The sequence below is a fragment of the Tunicatimonas pelagia genome (genome assembly GCF_030506325.1).
GTDB lineage: Bacteria > Bacteroidota > Bacteroidia > Cytophagales > Cyclobacteriaceae > Tunicatimonas > Tunicatimonas pelagia.
The window spans coordinates 2,549,414-2,568,347 of the sequence record NZ_CP120683.1; the positions used below are offsets into that span (position 1 = coordinate 2,549,414).

The 18,934-nt window shown below is 48.2% G+C and carries 12 protein-coding genes and 1 pseudogene; 3 read left to right on the top strand and 10 right to left on the bottom strand.

Annotated features, from left to right (window positions below; translation table 11 throughout):
- Window positions 1–7: 7 nt before the first annotated feature.
- Complete coding sequence (locus P0M28_RS10830) at window positions 8–1,654, top strand: RagB/SusD family nutrient uptake outer membrane protein (RefSeq protein ID WP_302209920.1); 1,647 nt, start codon at window positions 8–10, stop codon at window positions 1,652–1,654.
- On the opposite strand, the gene P0M28_RS10835 is transcribed toward P0M28_RS10830, so the two are convergent.
- Window positions 1,651–3,237, bottom strand: a complete 1,587-nt coding sequence (locus P0M28_RS10835) for a GAF domain-containing protein (RefSeq protein ID WP_302209921.1) — start codon at window positions 3,235–3,237, stop codon at window positions 1,651–1,653. The genes P0M28_RS10830 and P0M28_RS10835 overlap by 4 nt on opposite strands.
- Window positions 3,238–3,597: 360 nt before the next feature.
- Here P0M28_RS10835 and P0M28_RS10840 point away from each other — a divergent pair, with 360 nt between their 5' ends.
- Together P0M28_RS10840 and P0M28_RS10845 are read left to right on the top strand one after the other, a co-directional pair.
- Window positions 3,598–4,821 carry a cellulase family glycosylhydrolase gene (locus P0M28_RS10840; RefSeq protein WP_302209922.1) on the top strand — a complete coding sequence of 408 codons (1,224 nt, stop codon included), beginning with the start codon at window positions 3,598–3,600 and terminating at the stop codon, window positions 4,819–4,821.
- Window positions 4,822–4,873: 52 nt separating this feature from the next.
- Complete coding sequence (locus P0M28_RS10845; protein ID WP_302209923.1) at window positions 4,874–6,253, top strand: sulfatase family protein; 1,380 nt, start codon at window positions 4,874–4,876, stop codon at window positions 6,251–6,253.
- 280 nt (window positions 6,254–6,533) lie between these two features.
- On the opposite strand, the pseudogene P0M28_RS10850 reads toward P0M28_RS10845, so the two are convergent.
- From P0M28_RS10850 to P0M28_RS10890, 9 genes and pseudogenes are all read right to left on the bottom strand, one after another.
- Window positions 6,534–7,345: pseudogene (locus P0M28_RS10850) on the bottom strand (DJ-1/PfpI family protein).
- A gap of 5 nt (window positions 7,346–7,350) precedes the next feature.
- Window positions 7,351–7,713 carry a putative quinol monooxygenase gene (locus P0M28_RS10855; RefSeq protein ID WP_302209924.1) on the bottom strand — a complete coding sequence of 121 codons (363 nt, stop codon included), beginning with the start codon at window positions 7,711–7,713 and terminating at the stop codon, window positions 7,351–7,353.
- Complete coding sequence (locus tag P0M28_RS10860; protein ID WP_302209925.1) at window positions 7,713–8,405, bottom strand: type 1 glutamine amidotransferase domain-containing protein; 693 nt, start codon at window positions 8,403–8,405, stop codon at window positions 7,713–7,715. Before P0M28_RS10860 ends, P0M28_RS10855 begins: the two co-directional genes overlap by 1 nt.
- A gap of 219 nt (window positions 8,406–8,624) precedes the next feature.
- Window positions 8,625–9,185 carry a Crp/Fnr family transcriptional regulator gene (locus P0M28_RS10865; protein WP_302209926.1) on the bottom strand — a complete coding sequence of 187 codons (561 nt, stop codon included), beginning with the start codon at window positions 9,183–9,185 and terminating at the stop codon, window positions 8,625–8,627.
- 63 nt (window positions 9,186–9,248) lie between these two features.
- The gene (locus P0M28_RS10870; RefSeq protein WP_302209927.1) at window positions 9,249–10,622 is read right to left on the bottom strand and encodes an alpha-L-fucosidase; all 1,374 of its coding nucleotides are present in this window, start codon (window positions 10,620–10,622) and stop codon (window positions 9,249–9,251) included.
- Between the two features lie 72 nt (window positions 10,623–10,694).
- A complete protein-coding gene (locus P0M28_RS10875) occupies window positions 10,695–13,766 on the bottom strand; it encodes a beta-galactosidase (RefSeq protein WP_302209928.1) in 3,072 nt (1,023 codons plus the stop codon).
- A 30-nt stretch (window positions 13,767–13,796) separates the two neighbouring features.
- Entirely contained in the window at window positions 13,797–15,341 is a 1,545-nt protein-coding gene (locus tag P0M28_RS10880) for a DUF1961 family protein (protein WP_302209929.1), read from the bottom strand.
- Complete coding sequence (locus P0M28_RS10885; protein ID WP_302209930.1) at window positions 15,323–16,702, bottom strand: BNR-4 repeat-containing protein; 1,380 nt, start codon at window positions 16,700–16,702, stop codon at window positions 15,323–15,325. The genes P0M28_RS10880 and P0M28_RS10885 overlap by 19 nt, the downstream gene beginning before the upstream one ends.
- A gap of 103 nt (window positions 16,703–16,805) precedes the next feature.
- A complete protein-coding gene (locus P0M28_RS10890) occupies window positions 16,806–18,890 on the bottom strand; it encodes a T9SS type A sorting domain-containing protein (RefSeq protein WP_302209931.1) in 2,085 nt (694 codons plus the stop codon).
- Window positions 18,891–18,934: the final 44 nt, after the last annotated feature.

Below are 18,934 nucleotides of genomic sequence, written 5' to 3' on the forward strand. Positions count from 1 at the left end.
ATTGAGTATGAAAACGAACCCAATACTATATTCTTTCTTTGTTGTATCCCTACTGCTGGGGCTGAGTGCCTGTAGCGATAGTGTTTTGGAAGAAAACCCTACGGCCTTTCTCAATGTTGATAATGCCTTTAACGATCAGGCGGGCTTCGAGGCGAGCCTAACCGGAATGTACGTTGCGTTGAGAGACGAACTGTACGGTCCCGTTGAGATTATTAAGCTGGGAGATATGATGGTTGGTACCGATATAGCCAGTGCTGGTGATCCAGGCATTCTGTTTTTTAATAATTATAATACCGACGTACGACCAGAAAGCGGTCTTGTAACGAACCTTTGGACTTGGGCGTACACGCAGGTGCTGCCTATTGCCAATGCCATCATAGAGAACATTGATAATATTGAATGGGATGATGAGGCGGATAGAAATGCGGTACTGGGAGAGGCTCGGTTTGGTAGAGCATACGCTTACAATGTGCTGGTTAATGTGTATAACGGCGTGCCTATCGTAGACGAACTTGCGGCATCGCCCCGGTTCGATTTTACCCGCGCCTCCCGGCTTGAGGTGTTGGAATTTGCCCGCCAAGATTTAGAATTTGCAGCCCAATGGCTACCCAACGTTCCTGTGTTAGATGGTAGGGCTTCCAGTGCGGCGGCTAATCACTTATTATCAGAGGTGTATATTTCACTGGGTCGAGAGACGGGCGATGCTAGCTTTTATGACCTCTCGGTGCAGGCGGCTTCTAGGGTAATTGATGACCCTAGTTATGCATTGGTAACTAGTCGGTTCGGTTCGGCGGTTGACCTACCGGGCGATTATTACGCGGACTTGTTCAAAGATGGTAATCAGGATCGTAGTTCAGGAAATACGGAAGTTATCTGGACCTACCAGCATCAGTTTGGCACCCCTGGGGGGCAAAGCGACTCTCAGGGTAATGCTTGGCTACGAGCGTGGGGGCCTCGCTTCTTTGATGCCCGAGACCCTAATAACCTTAGAGCATTTATCCTGACCGAAGACAGTATTGGGCGAGGAGTAGGATGGCTGCGCCCTTCGGGCTACTGGATCTATGATGTATGGGATGATCCTAATGACATACGCAATAGCCCATTCAACGTTCGGCGAGATTGGTTCTATAATAATCCCGAGTCTGAGTTTTTTGGACAACAATTGGTACCCCATGAATTTTTCGGAAATGAGTACCGTGATACTATGCAGCATATTTACCCGATGATCCGGAAGATTGAAGGGGACTTGTTGAATGGTCCCACTACCGGTCGTACGTTTACCGATGCTATGGTGATGCGGCTGTCTGAAACCTACCTCCTTCGGGCCGAAGCACATATGCTTGCTGGCGACTTAGCCGCCGCCGCCGAGGATATCAATGCTGTTCGGGCTCGGGCCCAAACCTACCTAATTTCGGCTAATGATGTGAATATAGATTTTATTTTAGATGAACGGGCCCGGGAGCTCATCATAGAAGAACCCCGAAGAAGAACATTGGCCAGAACCGGAACCCTAGTAGAGAGAACGCGCCGGTATAACACCCTGGAAGAAACCCGAAATACCATTCAGGACTACCATCAATGGTTTCCTATCCCGCTCAGCGTCATTGAGGCAAACCTGGAAGTAGAACTGGAACAAAATCCAGGGTACGACTAACCAATCTGGGCTCGCAACTCTTTAATAATGGTTTCGTATTCTTGCGTTTTGCGTTGCATTTCCTCCTGCGTAGCCTGTAGCTCTTCCATATTCTGTCGCATCTCCTCCTCCTGGGCGCGCATCTCTTCGGTTGCCTGCTGCGATTGTTCTAACAACTGCTTGGTTTTTACATTCACGTCCAGCGTAGCAATTGCCGAAGCGATGATCTCCCCTACATTCTCTAAAAAGTGGATTTGATACGATGGCCACGTAGTAAAAGAAGCTAGTTCCAAAACCCCCATCACCTTTTCATTAAACATAAGGGGAACGAGCAATAAACTGCTGGGGGTAGCTTCGCCTAAGCCAGAAGTTACCGCCACATACTGATCGGGAATGTTCTTCAACAAAGTCGTTTTCTTTTCCAGGTAAGTTTGTCCTACTAGCCCCTGCCCTATTTTTATGATCTTCTCCTCATGCTTTTTCTTGTCATAAGCATAAGAGGCTACTAGCGTTAAGTGCTGCTTATCTGCTTTTTCTTCATTCAGAAAAAAAAGTGAGCCTTGGTTGGAATCCGTGTATTTCACTAAGTAGGATAGCAATTGGTCAGCCATACGCTGGGGTTCCCCTTGATGGGTTCGAGTAATTTCAGCTACCTTCGATGTACCCTCGGTGATCCAGAGTTGCTGCCGATCTTTCTCTTTCACCGCTTTCATCTGCTCTCGCATGTTAGCTAGTACGTCAGCCAGATTATCTTCATTGTTCGTTTGATCCTCACCTTTCGCATCGGCCCAGGTTACGGAATAATCTCCTTCGGCTATCCGATTAATGAATTTAGAGGCTGTTTTCAGGTCACTAATAATATATTCAATAGAATCTTGTTCGCTTTGCCGATCATCATTCGCTTGATCATTCACTAGGTAAGTTTTCCGGCTCCTTAGCAGATTGGCAAAGAGTTGGCTTCGTAACTTATCAGATTTTCTTATCTGACGAATAGCAAAAATCAGGGTAGGTACTCCAATGAGGAATAGTAGTGCTTGCATCACCGTAGTCACATACAAGTGGTGTTGATAGCGATCCCGCGCTTCAGTATATAATTCTTCCTCAAATTCCTGAACCTGATTAGCAAGGTCGTAACAAGCCTGCCATACCGGAAAGCCGGGGTCAGTTTTATAGATGGCTAGTGCCGTCGAGTCGTTTCCCTGTCTTTTAAGGGTAATGATCTCACCCATTAATCTGTGGTATTCCTTTACTTTAGCCTTGGCTTTTAGTAATTGATCCTGCTCCGTAAACCCCTGCGTGTCCAGCAACATCTGTAAGGTATCAAAGTGATCAGAAAACTGCTTACCGGCCGCTTCGTAGGGTTTCAAAAATTTGTCGTCCGGAACGAGCAAGAATGCTTTGGTTCCTTTAGTAATATTATTGCGATGGGTTTGAACATAATTCATCATTTTATCCACTCGTTCTACTCTTTCTTTAACGTCATCGAATTGCTGAGCCTGATACTTTCCGTAGAAAGTAAGTAGCGAGCTGATAACTATTAAACCCAGCGTAAGCTGAATAGGAATAAACGTGCTATTTTTCTGAAAGAAATTTCGAACTTTCATAACAGGAGCTTACCAATAATGATTGCCACCAAAGATGTAACTAGTCAGAAGTAATAAAAACCAAAACAGTTGGTAAATGATACGGTGTAACTTTTCCTGCAAATCTACTCAAACACTTCATCATTCTTTGAGCAACGTTCAACCGCAGTAAGCCTATTATGCCTATTGAAAAATGCACCGAATTTGCCATCCATTAGGCAGGTAAATGTGAGTTTAAATAGGTTATGAAGTGGGCTTCTGTAAAGTTTTATTGGGTTATATTTGCAGTAGCTCAGCGACGTGATACCTATCTTGCTTTTTTGTTTGCAGAGTAATTGCTAAATGACTAATCATTTTATAACCTCCTAATACTTATCATTAATGATACGACATCTTGCCCCGCTTTTTTTTCTGCTGATTTGGACAGCCTCCGGACAAGCGCAGTCTGCTCTCAACGACTCTACTGCTGTAGCCGGTCGTTGGTCAACCGAACGCATTAATAATTGGTACGCCGAACAACCCTGGCTGGTGGGGTGTAACTACTACCCCCGCACGGCTATCAACCAAATTGATATGTGGCAAGCTTCCACCTGGGACCCCGCTACCATTCGCGAAGAATTGGGCTGGGCCGCTGATTTGGGAATGAACACTCTTCGGGTCTATCTGCACGATTTGGTGTGGGCGGATGATGAATCAGGACTATACCAGCGCATGGATGAATTTCTTACTATTTGTCAGCAGTACGGCATTCGTCCGTTCTTCGTTTTCTTCGACGACTGTCACTTTCCTGACCCTCAACTAGGTGAGCAACCACTTCCAGTCGCTAGCTTTCATAATTCCGGTTGGGTCAACTCACCCGCCCGCGAACTCGCTAACCGCTACGCCGAAGGGAAAGCTACCTCAGAAGAAGTAGCCAGACTGAAGGCTTACGTACAAAAAACAATACAACGGTTCCGGGACGATGAGCGAGTACTGCTGTGGGAATTGTACAATGAACCTGGCCGAGGGCAAGGCGAACTTTCCCCTGAATCCAATGCCTACGCTGGGGGCATTGGCGAAAAATCTAATCAACTGGTATATAACACTTGGTTGTGGGCCCGGGAAGTAAATCCATCGCAACCCATTACCTCCACCACGCATGGTTGCGTAGGCGAACGCAACATCAAAATCAACCGTATCAATTCCGACCTGCACTCCATCCACCCGTACGGTGGGCCGGATTATTTAACCAAAACCATCGAAGAATATCAAAAAGACGGTCGTCCGGTGTTGGTCACCGAGTGGCTCGCCCGCACCCACGGTAGTACGGTACAAGAGTGTCTACCCATTATGAAGGAGATGAACGTAGGGGCGATCAATTGGGGCTTTGTATCGGGAGAGACCGGAACGGTATGGCCGTGGAGTAGTCGCAAGGGGACAGATGGCGAAAAACTTAGTGCCCACGCCCTGCGTGAAGCAGGAAAGGTAGTAAAACCCGGAGAACCTTTTCCGGAACCTGAGGTGTGGTTTCATGACCTGTTTCGCGCTGACGGTACGCCTTACGATCAAGCTGAAATCCAACTGTTCAAAGAACTCACCAAGAGAGAAAGCGAGAAGGAGCAATAGATCGCTCTGTAACAATGCTTATCTTCTTATCTCGCTACCCTAAACCTTCATCATGCTAAATAATAAGCTTCTTCTTTTTATACTGCTATTTGTCAGCATCAGCCTAGTGCATGCCCAACCTACGGAAGAAGATAACCCGCTCCCCAATATCGTACTCATGTTTATTGATGACTTGGGCTACGGGGACTTGGGCTGTTACGGTCACCCCACTATCCGCACCCCGCACCTTGACCAAATGGCTTATGAAGGAATCAAGCTGACTTCCTTTTACGTAGCGGCATCGGTCTGCACCCCTTCCCGCGCGGCACTGATGACGGGTCGGTACCCGCTCAACGCCGGACTGCCCGGTAATCTCGGCCCTGACTCGGAAGGTGGCCTACCACTGGACGAACGTACATTAGCCGAAGCTTTAAAAGAAGTTGGGTATCGCACTGCTGCCTACGGTAAGTGGCACTTAGGGGCGGTGCCCGATTATATGCCCACCGATCGGGGATTTGACGAGTACCTGGGACTGCTCTACAGCAATGATATGATGCCACCCTGGGTCAATACGGAACGCCCGCTGCAACTCTATCGTAACGATCGACCGATTGAGCAGGAAGTAGACCAAACCACGCTTACCCAGCAGTATACCGAAGCAGCTATCGACTTTATTCAAAGTAATCAGGAACAGCCCTTTTTTATCTATCTGGCTCACTCCATGCCTCATCTGCCCATTTATGCCTCCGCTGATTATCAGGGTAAGTCAGCGGGTGGTGACTACGGCGATGTGATTGAAGAAATCGACAGCCGTGTAGGGCAAATTGCTAAAGTGCTGGAAGCTGAAGGTTTAACCGAAAATACGCTGTTTATTTTCACCAGTGATAATGGCCCTTGGCGCAATATGCCGGAGCGCATGTACACCACCGAACCAGTAGAACCGTGGCACGGTGGCAGCACCGGCCCCCTCGCCGGAGCCAAAGGAACTTCCTACGAGGGTGGGTTTCGGGTACCCGCCTTATTGCGCTGGCCAGGGCAGATTCCAGCCGCTCAAGTAAGCCCCGAAGTGTGCACCTCTATGGACCTTCACGCTACCATTCTCAAGCTAGCAGGCGCTCAACCAGCACCTAAACCCCTGGACGGAATAGATATTTTGCCTTTATTGACCGAACAAGCCCCGTCGCCCCGCAATGATTTTTACTACTTTTCCGGCGAATACCTTGACGCGGTGCGGGATAACCGCTGGAAGTTACGGATTGCGGCCAAAGCCGACGATTGGATTTCGCACGAAACCATGAGCGGAGATGAACCTACCCTCACCGAACTGTTTGATTTGCACAACGATCCTTTCGAGCAGTTTAATCTGGCGAAAGAGCATCCCGAACACGTAGCTCGCCTACGAAAAAAGATGCAACAGTTTGCCAAAGAGACCGGGTCAGCATTACGAGAATAGAATCTTTAATCTAAGCTCTATCAATCCAAAGAGGATTCATAAGTTGTCTTTTTCGTCTTTAGGATAAAAGATACCTCGAAGGAAGCTTATTTGAAATGTGCTTGCACCACCATAACTTTCTCGAGATCAGCTACGGACAAAGGTGCAATATGGATGTTCGGGTGGGTGATGTGTCATTCAAGCCGAGCGATTCGATGCTGTCAATACAAAAAACAGGTAAAAACCGCTGACGATATATCATCAGCGGTTGGCGAAGGGAATACGTAGTAACTGTTTCTCGCTACTCTCCCCGATCAGCTTCCAGAGCCTGATCGTTGGTGAGTGCTCCGATGACCGTGTCCAGAAAATCCGCCAGATCAATCGGTGCCCGACTGGTAATCAGATTGCCATCAACCACCACCGGCTGGTCTATCACGTTTCCCCCAGCATTGGATAGATCAATCTGCATCGACCACCAAGCCGTAACATCTCGGCCCTCTACCAAGTCAGCATTGATAAGCATCTGAGGCTCGTGACAGATCGCGCCAATGACTTTTTGCTGTCTGTCCATCGCTTTGAGAAACTCGAGCGAGGGTTCATGGGCGCGCAACGCATCCGGGTTCCAGGCACCACCGGCAGTACAACCGCATCGTACTCATCCGCCCGGGCATCTTCAACGTAGCGGTCAATCTTCATCCACCCCGCATTGTCCATGTAATGCGAAGTGAGAATATGCGTCTCCCGAATGGCAGGTACCTGAACGGCAAACCGGGAAGGGTACTCCGGTGCGTGGGGGGCTACTAACTCAACCTGCGCTCCCCGCTCTTTGAGTAGTTCGTATACAAACGTGATTTCTACTTCTTCTACCCCGTCGGTAGACAACACCGCAATCCTTTTACCCTGTAGCAATGCCGGGTCGGCCGCTTCCATCAGTTTATCTTTTAACTTCACATTAGCCGGATCGGTAATCAGCAGGTTGGTGTTTACATTAATGGCTTCGGGGCCTTGGTAGAGTTTTTCTACCCGCTTGATCAACTTCACCTGATCCTGCGCGTACCCCCCGAAGGTCATCGCCAGGGTAGCAAGCATTGTTATTACTCGATACATTTTCATCGTCTTTATTGTAAAGGTTCTAAACTTACGATCTCCATCGCGGATGCTTTCACCGCTTCTAATCGTTTAAACCAGCTAGTAACATACGGCTTTTCCAGGTGTTGCTTAAAGGCATCCTCGTTGGTAAAAACCTCATGAATCACCAGCGTATAGGGCTCATCAGCTTTCCGTTGAATGTTAAAGCTCAAGCAGCCGGACTCCTCCCGGCTGAGTGCGACAAGCTCAACCGTTTCGTCATAGAACGCGGCCTCGGTTGTCTCCTTCAGGGTAACGCTTGCCAGCACGATCTTTTGCGCTGAAGCGAGTCGTGGCGTGAGTGCCAGCCCGAGAGCGAGCAACGACACCGTCAGTATGCTATGCCTACTCATCAGTGCTGCACTAATTCGATCTTACTTAATTCGCTGAGCACGGCCTCGCCTACCCCCTGGGCCGATTGTGGGTTCTGTCCGGTGACCACCCGTTGGTCGACGGTCACGTGCTTTTGCCACAGCCCTGACTTTTCAAACTGAGCTCCTCGCTCAATGAGCTTACTTTCCAGCAAGTAGGGAACGACCTCTTCCAACCCCAATGCCACCTCTTCTTCATTCGTAAAGGCATTGATCTTTTTACCGTCTACCAGATAACGACCGTCACTCAGCTTGATATTGACCAGACCCGCCGGACCGTGACAAACGGCACTGACTACTCCTTGATTCTCGTAAATTTCAGCTGCTATAGCAGCCAGGGCTTGATTGTCGGCAAAATCCCACATGGTGCCGTGTCCGCCCGCGTAATGGATAGCCGCATAATCGCTCGCCTCCACTTCGGAGGGCTTCAGCGTGTTCTCTATTTTGTTGCGGTAGGTCTCGTTGTTCCAAAACTTTTTATTGATCGGATCATCCATATTAAAACCGTCTACCGGGGCTTTACCGCCTTGGGGGCTGACAAAATCGATCTCGTAGCCTGCCGTATGTAGTACATCCCAGGGGTGGGCTACTTCGCTCAGGTAATACCCTGTTTTCTGACCAGTGTCCCCTTTCTGATCGTGGCTGGTGACCACAAATAAAACTTTCTTGTTCATCGTATTGGTGTTTTGAGTTTGTGCGGTTGCTTGGTGTGAAAGAGCAAGCATGGTGCAACCGACAGTAACCATACATCCTATTGCCATAGACTTTGCGAATCGTATCATGACGTTATCTTGTTGATGTGATAATACAAAGATGCGGGTACGCAGCCAGCTTGAACAGGAGGTAGGTCACAGGTTTTCTGTGATCTATGTCACAGCCTAGTGCCGGGGGTACTAGTGAAGGCGACTCAGCGTTTCGCGAGAAACGCCCAAATAGGCAGCAAGGGTGGTTTTGGGTACGCGCTGTAGCAGCGAGGGGTACAGCGCGATGAGTTGCTCGTACCTGCCCTGTGCATCTTGATCAAGCAAAGAAAGAATTCGGCGCTGTAGTGCCACGTAGCCCAGGTTGGACTTCACCCGGAAGAAGTGCTCTATTTTCTGTAGGTCAGCGCAGAGCTTGTCACGATTGTGGAGGGATAAGCAAAGTACTTGACAGGGTTCGAGACAGTCGATATCGGTGGTTGCGGCAACCCGTTTAAAATACGCCTGGTAGTCGGTGATCCACCAGTTTTTCATCGCAAATTGCAGGATGTGCTCTTTTCCTTGATCGTTGGTATAGTACGATTTCAGTAGCCCTTCTGTAACGAAGTAGTCTTCATCGACCAGACTACCGGCTTGTACCAAGAACTGATGCTTCCGGAGGGTCTTCGGCTTAAAGTGCGAAAGTATGTAATCAAACTCTTCGTCCGAGACGGGGGTAATTTCTTCAATATGGTGGCGTAGGATCGTACTCAATGGTATTCTGATTATTTGGATCAATTTGAAAAATAGCATCCTTGGTAAAGCAAATCAACAAGATTACTTCTCTAGGTTCAACTCGCCCTCTAGCCATTTTGCTCCGTGTGCTTTGTAGCCATAAGTCCCCGGTTTTTCTTCAAACACCACCTCGATGACAAAAGGAACCTTCTGGTCTGGTGAAATTCCGGTAATCTCATGCCGATTGTTCGTTGTCTTGTTGACTTCTAATGGCTTATCAGAAGCTAACAGCGAGGCGGCGTTTATTCCGGAGGTGATATTAGATAGCATGACGTGTTTCCCCCCCCACCGAAACACATGTAAGTACCCAACGTTCTCTTTGAACGTCCAGGGCCCGTAATGAAAATTCATGCCTTGGGTATAGCCGTTGCTTATATCGTAAAAATTCTCGTTTAGCTCAGTCTTGTAAATAGCTTCTTGGTTATTATTTACATATTGGCCAATTTCCTGTAGAATGGTTTTTTCGGGTGGTGGTATTTCCCCTTTTTCGTTAGGGCCGACATTCAATAAGAAGTTTCCACCGAGCCTTATGGCATCCATCATCTGATATATCATCAAATTGGCATTTCTTAATGTGGCGTTATTACGCATATACCCCCACCCTGGGGTGTAACCTAAAGTCATACACGATTCCCACGGTAGGCCTTCGGCATTGGGACCAATGTGCCCTTCGGGAGTGATGAAATCACCCGGCATCCCTCCGCCCCGATTATTGATGAGTATATCGGGTTGCAGATTGCGCACCATGCTTTGTAGTTCTTCTGACCGCCAAAAAGTCTTGTTTTTTCCATCTTTGGTGGTATACCCTCTTTTGGCGACAAACCAGGCTCCATCAAACCAAAGAATATCAACCTTGCCATAATTTGTCATGAGCTCTCTTACTTGGTTGTGCGCCTCGTCGGCCATCTTTGTATAGGCACTTTCTTCCAAATCAGACTCCCACGATCCTTCGTTTCTCCAATTTCCAATAGAATAATAAAGCCCAATGCGCATATCATATTTTCTACAGGCCTCTACAAACTCCTTCACGAAATCACGCCCGGCAGTGCTTTTTACTGAGTTAAAATCGGTGGTTTGAGTATTAAACAGGCAGAAGCCATCGTGATGCCGGGTAGTGAGAACTACATACTTCATCCCAATCTCTTTAGCAAAACGCACTAGACTATCCATGCAGCCTTGATTAGGTACAAAGTCATCTACCCACTGCTGATATTCGTCAACGGGAATCTGCTCTCTCATCATTACCTGCTCGCCGGCCCCACCCACGGCATAGGCTCCCCAATGAATAAAAAATCCTAGCTTAGCTTCCTGCCACCATTGGGTAGAGGCTCGCCCCGAGACCGAATCTTGCCCATGAACCTGAAACGAGCACATTACTGCTAAGAGGAAGGTGATTTTAATTATATTTTGTTTCATGTTATTGTATTCTTTTTACGCTAACTAAAGATGACACGCTATCAATTGAGTAGCCCATTAGCCATTGCCTCACTACGGTAATGCTGGTACGGGAAAGGTGTATTTTCCTTTTTCATGAGTCATATGACTCTTCACCACCAAGTCAGGCAGTTGGTTTTCTGCAAAAAAGCCAACGATGGATAGCTGGTTTTCACCTGCTTTCAAGTCACCGGGCAACAGTCTGATTTTATCGGAGTATCCGTAGGGGAAATGCTTAGCCACCAGGGTGCCGTTCAGGAAAATACCGCTCACTTCGATACTTCCTGACAGCTCTAGATACAAGGGGGCCTGCAAACCGGGGCGGGGCTGGTGGTTGAAGCTTCCACTGAGGATCGCTGGTTTAGCCGGGTCGATGTTGTCAGTATCAACATTGTCGGATTGAATCAGGCTCTCAATCACTCGATTCACCCGGTACAGTTTAGCCGAGCCATTGAGCACATCGTCGCAAAACACCAAATCGGCGGCCTCCTGCAATCCCCCACCCTTAGGCCCTTGCCAACACCGCACCACCACACTGTTTTTTTTGCCGAACTGAATGGCTGAAGTCACGTCAATGTAACGAGGTCGGTCTTCGAAACCCCAGCGATCCCAGCCTTGCCAGCCGCCCTGAAAGTGCTGACCATTAACGTACACCGAATACCATACGTCAGCGTCGTTAATCTTTAGCAGCACCTTTTTCCCAGCTAGCTCCTCACCTACGCGAACCTCCGTCTTGTCAATCATCTCCGACATACGGGTCCAGTCCACATTCCCATCAAATTTTTGTAACAGTGTATCGTTTGAGAAGTCAACGGTTTCCCAAGCGTTTGGGGTGCCCGTTAGCTCCATGATATCCATGCCAATGCGGGCCGAGTAATCGGGGTCGCGGTACGAGAGTAGTACGTCTTTATCACGATAGAACTCGTTCTTTTCCTGACTGTCCCGAAACAGCGTTTTGCGCTCCCACTGTTCCATACTGATCGTATGCGTCGGGTTAAGGTAGAAGGGCAGATTGGTGCCGCTCAAACTCATCACCGCTCCGGGCCCGTTCTTATCTAGTCCCCCGGCCAGCACGAACACTTCTAATAGATTATCCTTTCTCTTCAGATCAGATAGATGAACCTGCGCCGTGCGCTGCCCTTTTTCTATCAGTTGGCCATTGCAGTAGATCGCAAAGTAGTCATTGATTTCCGGAATTAGGAGCGACAGCGTATCACGGGTGGCATCAAAGGTTCCCGTATAAAGGGCGTAGCCGCTGTTATAGAGTCCGGCCTCTTCGTAGGGTGTACCCCAGTTCACTTCTTCAAAGGCATCGCTTTGTTTGATCGTAGCGAACGACAGTTCTCCCGACGTTAGGTCACTGATTCGCTGCCGGATGATCTCAGGAGGATTTGGGCGTTGTATATCGAATTGACGAAAGGCTGTTCCGTCGAGCGGCACGTAGGTTTGCTGGCTGGTTTCTCCTTCGGTGGCCTGATAGTGCACGGCGATGCTGTCTTCATCCAGCGTCACATCGGCAAAATAGAAGTCAGAGATCAAATACCCCTGCACTTCTCCCTCCTCAAGGGCAAAAAACGTACGCTCAGCCCGGGCCATAGATACTATCCATAGTTGGTTATTTCCGATCTGAATGTACTGATCTTCTTGCCGATGCATGTATCGTACCTTCGTGAACCCATTGTTATAGCTCACATCCATTTGAAACGGATTATTATTGATCTGATCGCGTTGGTCACCCGCTAACCGGATAAACCCTTCCTGGTTAACCTCTCCAAAAAGAAGAAGTTTCGTATCACTTTTAAATAGTATATCTGATGAGGTATTGATGACTGTGAGGTCGTCATCCATTGAGAAATGGTGAGCCAGCAGTTTGATACCCAGTGGAGGAATGGTAACCCGGTGCGACTGGGTAACCCTGGTTTCAGGACGGAAAATAAATGACTTTTCCTCTTCTGATGCGTTGACAAGAAAATACAATTCAGTGCCTTGATACGAGAGCTTCTTAGCCATTAGATTCTCGGGGACATCCGCTAGTTTGATCTCTTCTCCCTTTCCGTGGAGGAAAACGTCCTCGAAGGATCGGACAAAGGCGTGCAATTCTTTATAGCGATAGTAGGAGTCGTTCAATTGGCCGTATTCTCCGATGGGAGCCACGTTAAAGTAAGAGTTAGGGAATTTCTTCGAGGCGTTCATCCCTCGGTCGGTTCCTCCGCAGAACATGTAATAGTTAAGCCCCGCATCACCTTGATAATAGGCCAGTGCGGCCAAAGTCTTGAGCCATTCGTCGGAGATGTGCCCCATTTGCGTCTCCATGTTCGAGTACTCCGCGTTGAGCCAGCCCGACTCATACTCGCTGCTAAACCGGGGTTTCCCATCGGCGGGCCGGGAGTTGCTACGGCTCCAATCTCGATTAAGCAGACTCTCCGGGGCGGGCTTTAGATAAAGGTCATAGGTAGGAATCGTTCCGGAATGCCCCAGATCTTTTCCACCATTGTTCACCAAGGGAATGCTCATTCCCAACTGCCGCACCTTATCGCGGTAGTGCAATAAGTAAGGTTTGTTGCCTTTGCTGTATTCGTTCTCTAATTGGCAAAAGATCATATTTCCGCCCTCGGTAATTTGGTGAGGGTTCAACTGCGGAATAATGTTCTCGAGCCAGTTATCAATAGCGGCTAAAAAAGCCGGATCAGCCGTTCGGGGCCATCCTACTTCGACCCACAGCCACGCCGGAAATCCACCGCCGGTAAACTCATTACAGATGTAGCCCGAAGGTTTCAAAATGCTATACAAACCCAGGGAGTCGGCCATTCGGTTAAACAAGAAAACATCCTTGTAGCCTTGGTAATCAAACTCACCTTTTTGGGGCTCGTGCAACCCCCACGGAATGTAGGAAGACACAGTGTTGACCAACGCACCCTTCATCTTCACCAGTCGGTCTTCCCATTCGGCAGGGTCTACGCGGTAGTACTGCATTTCGCCGCTAATGATAATTTCTTCTTGGTTGTTGAAGGTGAATGCCCGAGGCGTATAGCCAATGTCTTGGTTGTTAGGATCAAAAGTGAATGACTGCGCTCCTGCGTACACAACGGCGAACAGATTGAAATAAATGAATGCTATTTTTCTCATTAAAATTTTAGGTTTAAGCATAAGAAATTATCAAAAGCTAAATCGTATTACCTCAAAATCAGGGTGCCTATTGTATATCTTTAGGTTTCTGTACATCATTTTTGAGCGTAACATAGCCCGAATAGCAACCCTCCCAAAATTTAGTACCGGCCCGTCATTTCCGTGCCCATCATCTTCAGCTTCCACCATAATTACACCGTCAATAGCCCCAATGAGCTTGTTGCCTTGCTGTAAAAATTGCAACGTATACCAGGTATTTATCTCGATAGGATGCGACAGACAGCCGTAGGCAAGCGGTTTCATGAACGGATTTTTCATTAAGGCCGAAGACAATACATCATTTCTCACGTCTGCCATATCCCGGTAATATTCCCAATGGTAGTTGCGTACATCTTCCCAGCAAACCATGCTCATTCGTCCGGAGGTACGCAATGGGTAATCTGCCATAAAATCTTCCCGGTTCATTCCGGAGGCTTGGGTCATCAGCAGGCTCAGCCCTCCTCTTCTCATGGATTGAAACTCACACGCTACGTAGAGGTCTCCTTCAAACGGCTTTTTTATCCACAGATACACCTGGCTGTCAAGTCGAGCACCGGTGTACAACTTATCAATGGTCTCCACCAGTAGACCTTCATCAGAGATGGTTACATCTACCGGAAGCCCTTGTATGTAAAAAGTATCGAGCTGTTCCGGCTGGGTCAACGAAAGATCGAGCTCCTTTGTCCAGGAATCATCCGGGGTAAATGTCAATTGCTTACGCCCCACCCCCGCGTGGACGTACTTCAACCTTTTATCGTAATCGGCATCGAAGTCTACCGCTTCCTCTCGGTATTTCTTATAAATGTCACTTTCGACTAGCTCATTATGATAAAACGAAATAGTAGAATAGACCAGGGCCGGGTTACCCGTAAACAGTTTGTCCCCGGCCGATTCAACGTGAGCCGGTTCATCGTGATATTGGTTATCCGCCCCTACCCGAACCCCGTTAACGTACAGGCGATACCTTCTTTCGGGATGGTTCCAGGTCAATGTCAAAAGGTACCAACGGTGGGCATCAAAGCTAAAATGATTGGCTGTGACCAGCGCACGGTGGGGAAGTTTAAAAGCATCTTCATAGTGTTTCCCCTGCGCAAACATCGCCTGTAGGTTAGGGTGCCAGGTAGCTTGCATAACAAATTTAAAATGGGCACCCTCAAAATCCTGGGGGTTGGGATTATCGGATAGGAACGGGAAGAACTCCATCCGTTGGTTACTCTTGCGCATATTTCCGTGAACTACCAATGAAGCTATTTCCTCGAGAGAGGAAACCCACATAGTAATACTCCCCGTTGGATTATTTATCAGATGCTTATCAAGTATTATTTTTGAGTGGATGCTGGTTGTATTCACCCCTTTCCTTCCGGCTATATCCAAAATACGGTAGGAACCGTCAATACGAACGTCCTCAGATAACGCAGATTTCAGATCAGCGAAATACACTATATCCTGGGCATATCCACCAACCGCTAGTACTAATATCAGACTCAAGATGAGTGCTCCTTTCACTTTTTCGGTAGCTAAAATTTTACTAACCATACTTTCGTAGCTATTTCATTTTGATTGTTTTGAAACCCTCCGGCATTGGCACCTTCGGTATAAAGCATACCTGAAACGTTCGTTCCATCGTATTGATCGTGGATAAAAGCGGGTAGCCACTGAGCAATGTCCTCCTTTCTCCCGGTACTAAATACCTCCCTGACTTCTGATTTACCCGGTTCAATGGACAGTACCACCGTAAATGTTCCGGCGGCTCCCCAAACATTCTCCCCGGTAGGTTCTAGTTTAATGGCTGCCAATAGACGGCTATCTTTTGCTTTCAAGCTTGACTGCATATGTACTCTTACACCTTGATAATGCTCTTCAATGAATGGAACGAGGTCTATACTTTGCCACTCATTCTCCTTTAGACTCATAAGTTCTACCGTACCCCTGAGCCCATTATGGTAAAGAAAGTGGGCAACCCCTCGCTGGTCTACAACGAGGTTCGATAGCTGGATTTGGAGATATTCCTTACTAGTTGGCCCCTGCGCGTCATACTTCTCCAAGAAAGAAACTGAGGCTACGCGATCAGGGTCATAACTCCCCTCGACCAAAGACATATTATCAACCTTGGCCGGGATTTCAACCGGATTGTTGTCGGAAGATTGCCAGTGCTCTCCACCATCTAAAGAAAACAGGTACGAAGCCCCGTGGTACAAAGTGCCTTTCTCAAATCCGGTGGGGTCGAGTTGGACATTGGCCAACAGCATGTGTATCGTGTTATCAGTACTTACTGCCAAACTATTTGTCCAATAAACATAACCGGGTTTTGAGGCAACCACGAGGGGTTTGGGCGAAGTCCACCTATCGTTCTCAAATTTTGCGAAGTCGATCGTCCAAAATGTATCCTGCTGCTGACGGAAAGCCAAGTATAATTCCCCTTGGCTGTTTGCCACTAACGAAGGATACGTTGCTTGTGCCTCAATGCTATCTACTGCCATCCAATTTCCTCTCGTTACATCTTCCAACTTATAATGATAGAGCGTAGAGTGGTGTCCTCCAATGACTGCATGTACCGAGCCATCGGGGGTTTTTGCCAGGGCAGCACCACAATGATTATCCGGCATTACACCCCCTATGTTGCCCTCTCTAACCAACTTGTTGGTGGTATGGTCAATCAGTGCCCACTGGTTTATGTGGTTCTTATCTATCCATGTACACAGCAACCCCTCGGGTAACCATACAATTTTATTATTCATGGTGTAGGCAGTTGCCCGATCCCCTCCGTTTTCAGACAGCAAAATTGTATTGGCCTGATTTACATCTCCAACTTGGTTTTTATTGAGCGGTAGATTTTTGCAAGCGGCAAAACACACTATCGCACAGCACACTATCATCTGACCCTTAAATATTCTCATTATTTAATTTTTCATCTACTTAATCAGCCAAGGCCACCGCTCGTTTTCAAGAAAAAGTGCCCCGGCCGATAACGTGCTGACCGGAAGCACCCGTGGTAACAGCTTACTCACGTTCAATTAGCAACCTTTTCGTGGTGGTACCCGACGAGCTTTGGTACTCCACAATGTATCCGCCGGGAGCCAGCCCCTGAATATCCAGTTGATAACGACCAGATACGTGAGACCGTCTTAATAATACCCGCCCCGAGATATCCATAATTGCTACTGTGTAGTCAGACTCACCATTTAAGGTTAACATCGTGGAAGCCGGATTAGGATATATCTGAAGAGGGGCTATTTCCGCGTCATGAAAGCTAGTGAGACCCGTCTTTTTCTGGTTAGAAGCCACGCGGGCATTACTACACCCAGGATTGCCGTAATCGAAGTAGCCGTTAGACCACAGATCGGTGCTGGTACCGCTATTGCCTACCCGTGTACCCGATCTCACTGTGCCGCATACGGTCACACGCTCGACCCGTAGGTTACGATCAATACAGCCTCCTACGTTAGTCGCATCGTTGGTAAAATGTACCTGTACCGTACCGCCGGAGTATCCTGAGTAGGTGTAATTAGTGGTGGTAGCACTCACGTTGTTCCAAGTTCTGACTGGGCTGCCGTTTACTTTCAGTACCATTTGCTCCGAACCGCAGCTTCCCTTGGCCCGAATGACGATATTCCCCGGTGAAGGATTACTATCCCCAGCTACGCAGTCTACATCTTTCTTCACATTGTTGTCCAAACGCTGCCCCCAGTCCCCGCCTTTGGTGGTGATAAACGTCTGGAATTGATAGGCATCGTTTGCCACCGGAGTGTTGGCGTTTACCGTGATGTTCACTGTCGTGCTACGGCTTCCTGCCGAAACGGTTACCCTCTTAGCCGCGTAGCTGGTAAAGGGTGATGAATCTCGTTGCAACAATACAATCAGATCGCGCTCGGTAGCAGCTGTATAGTTGACCCGAACGGCTACGGTTTGGCCCGGACTTACCGTGTTGGGTGAAGTCACTGAGGTAATAACATCGTTAGTCGTTGGCGGATTGGTCGTGCCTGAGTACCAGCTCTGGGGGCGGTTGGGGTTAGGCCCCGGATTCTGCTGAATCGCCAAACTTCCAAATACATTGCTGTCTTCTACGTTAGAGAGGGTATTATTCCATACATAGCACCTCAGGTCGTCCGAACTCCAATTATTCAAACGAATACCGTTTGCGGTTTTGTCGGAGTTGATGCTGGTGGTACGTACGTTTTTAATCGTGTTGTTAATGATATAGTTGCCCGTGCCTGCACTGTAGATACCCGCAATACGAACATTTCTTCCCGCACGTACTCCGTCAATCACGTTGTTCTCTACCCAATTCTTTCGCCAAGTGGTTCCATTGTACTCTTTTCCGTTAAGGGTGGCAGTATGATCCAGTGAGATAGCCCCTTCATTAGCTTGTTCGTCACACGCTTGCTGTTGCAGGGTAACATTGGTGATTCGGTTGTTACGGATTGTGGTATTAAACACCTCCCCCTTCACATTAATGGCCTCTCCGGCCCCGGTCTCGTTGAACCTGCAGCCCTCAATCCATACGAACTCGGTGAGGTCAGGCCAATTTTCTGTACTGTGTTTACTCCCTCGCCCTAGGTAGATTCCCTCACCGTAGCGCCGAGCGCAGGGATCCCGAACGCCAGTGTCGTAGATATAGCAGTTTAGAATGTCAATGTACTTAGAGCGCAGTGCGATCTTAATGCCAGCTAACCCCGTTTTTGAGACTTCGCAGTCTTTGAAGATAATATGATCGCAGTGCTCCAGCCACACCCCTTCGTAGCCCGACTCGGTGAAGTGGATGCCCTCAAAGACCATGTAGCTAGCGTTGTTGAGCTGTAAGCAGCGCGTTTTGGCACCATCGCGGTAGCTTCTGATTTTAACGTTGGCACCAGTGGCTGCTTTGAGCACCAGCGGGTTACTCTTCGTGAATTTTTCACCGTCAAGGTAGAGCGGCTCGTAGGTGCCCGCTCCCAAAATGAAAGTCCCTCCGTTAGCGTTTTTAATCAGGTTGGTCAGGTTGTCACTCGGACTAACGTAGGTTTGCGCCCATCCGGGAGCAACAGCCGCCAGAAGCAGAAACAGTCCGGCGAGCATGCGTGATGAATGTCGTTGTTTTCTTCTCATTGTACTGTGTTTAAGGTGGATAAATAAAGTTGTTAGTTTGCGTA

Bases quoted from the DNA above. Each gene is read 5' to 3' on its own strand.
- P0M28_RS10890 (WP_302209931.1), bottom strand. From the start codon at position 18,890: ATGAGAAGAAAACAACGACATTCATCACGCATGCTCGCCGGACTGTTT.
- P0M28_RS10875 (WP_302209928.1), bottom strand. From the start codon at position 13,766: ATGAGAAAAATAGCATTCATTTATTTCAATCTGTTCGCCGTTGTGTAC.
- P0M28_RS10885 (WP_302209930.1), bottom strand. From the start codon at position 16,702: ATGAGAATATTTAAGGGTCAGATGATAGTGTGCTGTGCGATAGTGTGT.
- P0M28_RS10840 (WP_302209922.1), top strand. From the start codon at position 3,598: ATGATACGACATCTTGCCCCGCTTTTTTTTCTGCTGATTTGGACAGCC.
- P0M28_RS10880 (WP_302209929.1), bottom strand. From the start codon at position 15,341: ATGGTTAGTAAAATTTTAGCTACCGAAAAAGTGAAAGGAGCACTCATC.
- P0M28_RS10870 (WP_302209927.1), bottom strand. From the start codon at position 10,622: ATGAAACAAAATATAATTAAAATCACCTTCCTCTTAGCAGTAATGTGC.
- P0M28_RS10845 (WP_302209923.1), top strand. From the start codon at position 4,874: ATGCTAAATAATAAGCTTCTTCTTTTTATACTGCTATTTGTCAGCATC.
- P0M28_RS10860 (WP_302209925.1), bottom strand. From the start codon at position 8,405: ATGAACAAGAAAGTTTTATTTGTGGTCACCAGCCACGATCAGAAAGGG.
- P0M28_RS10830 (WP_302209920.1), top strand. From the start codon at position 8: ATGAAAACGAACCCAATACTATATTCTTTCTTTGTTGTATCCCTACTG.
- P0M28_RS10835 (WP_302209921.1), bottom strand. From the start codon at position 3,237: ATGAAAGTTCGAAATTTCTTTCAGAAAAATAGCACGTTTATTCCTATT.
- P0M28_RS10855 (WP_302209924.1), bottom strand. From the start codon at position 7,713: ATGAGTAGGCATAGCATACTGACGGTGTCGTTGCTCGCTCTCGGGCTG.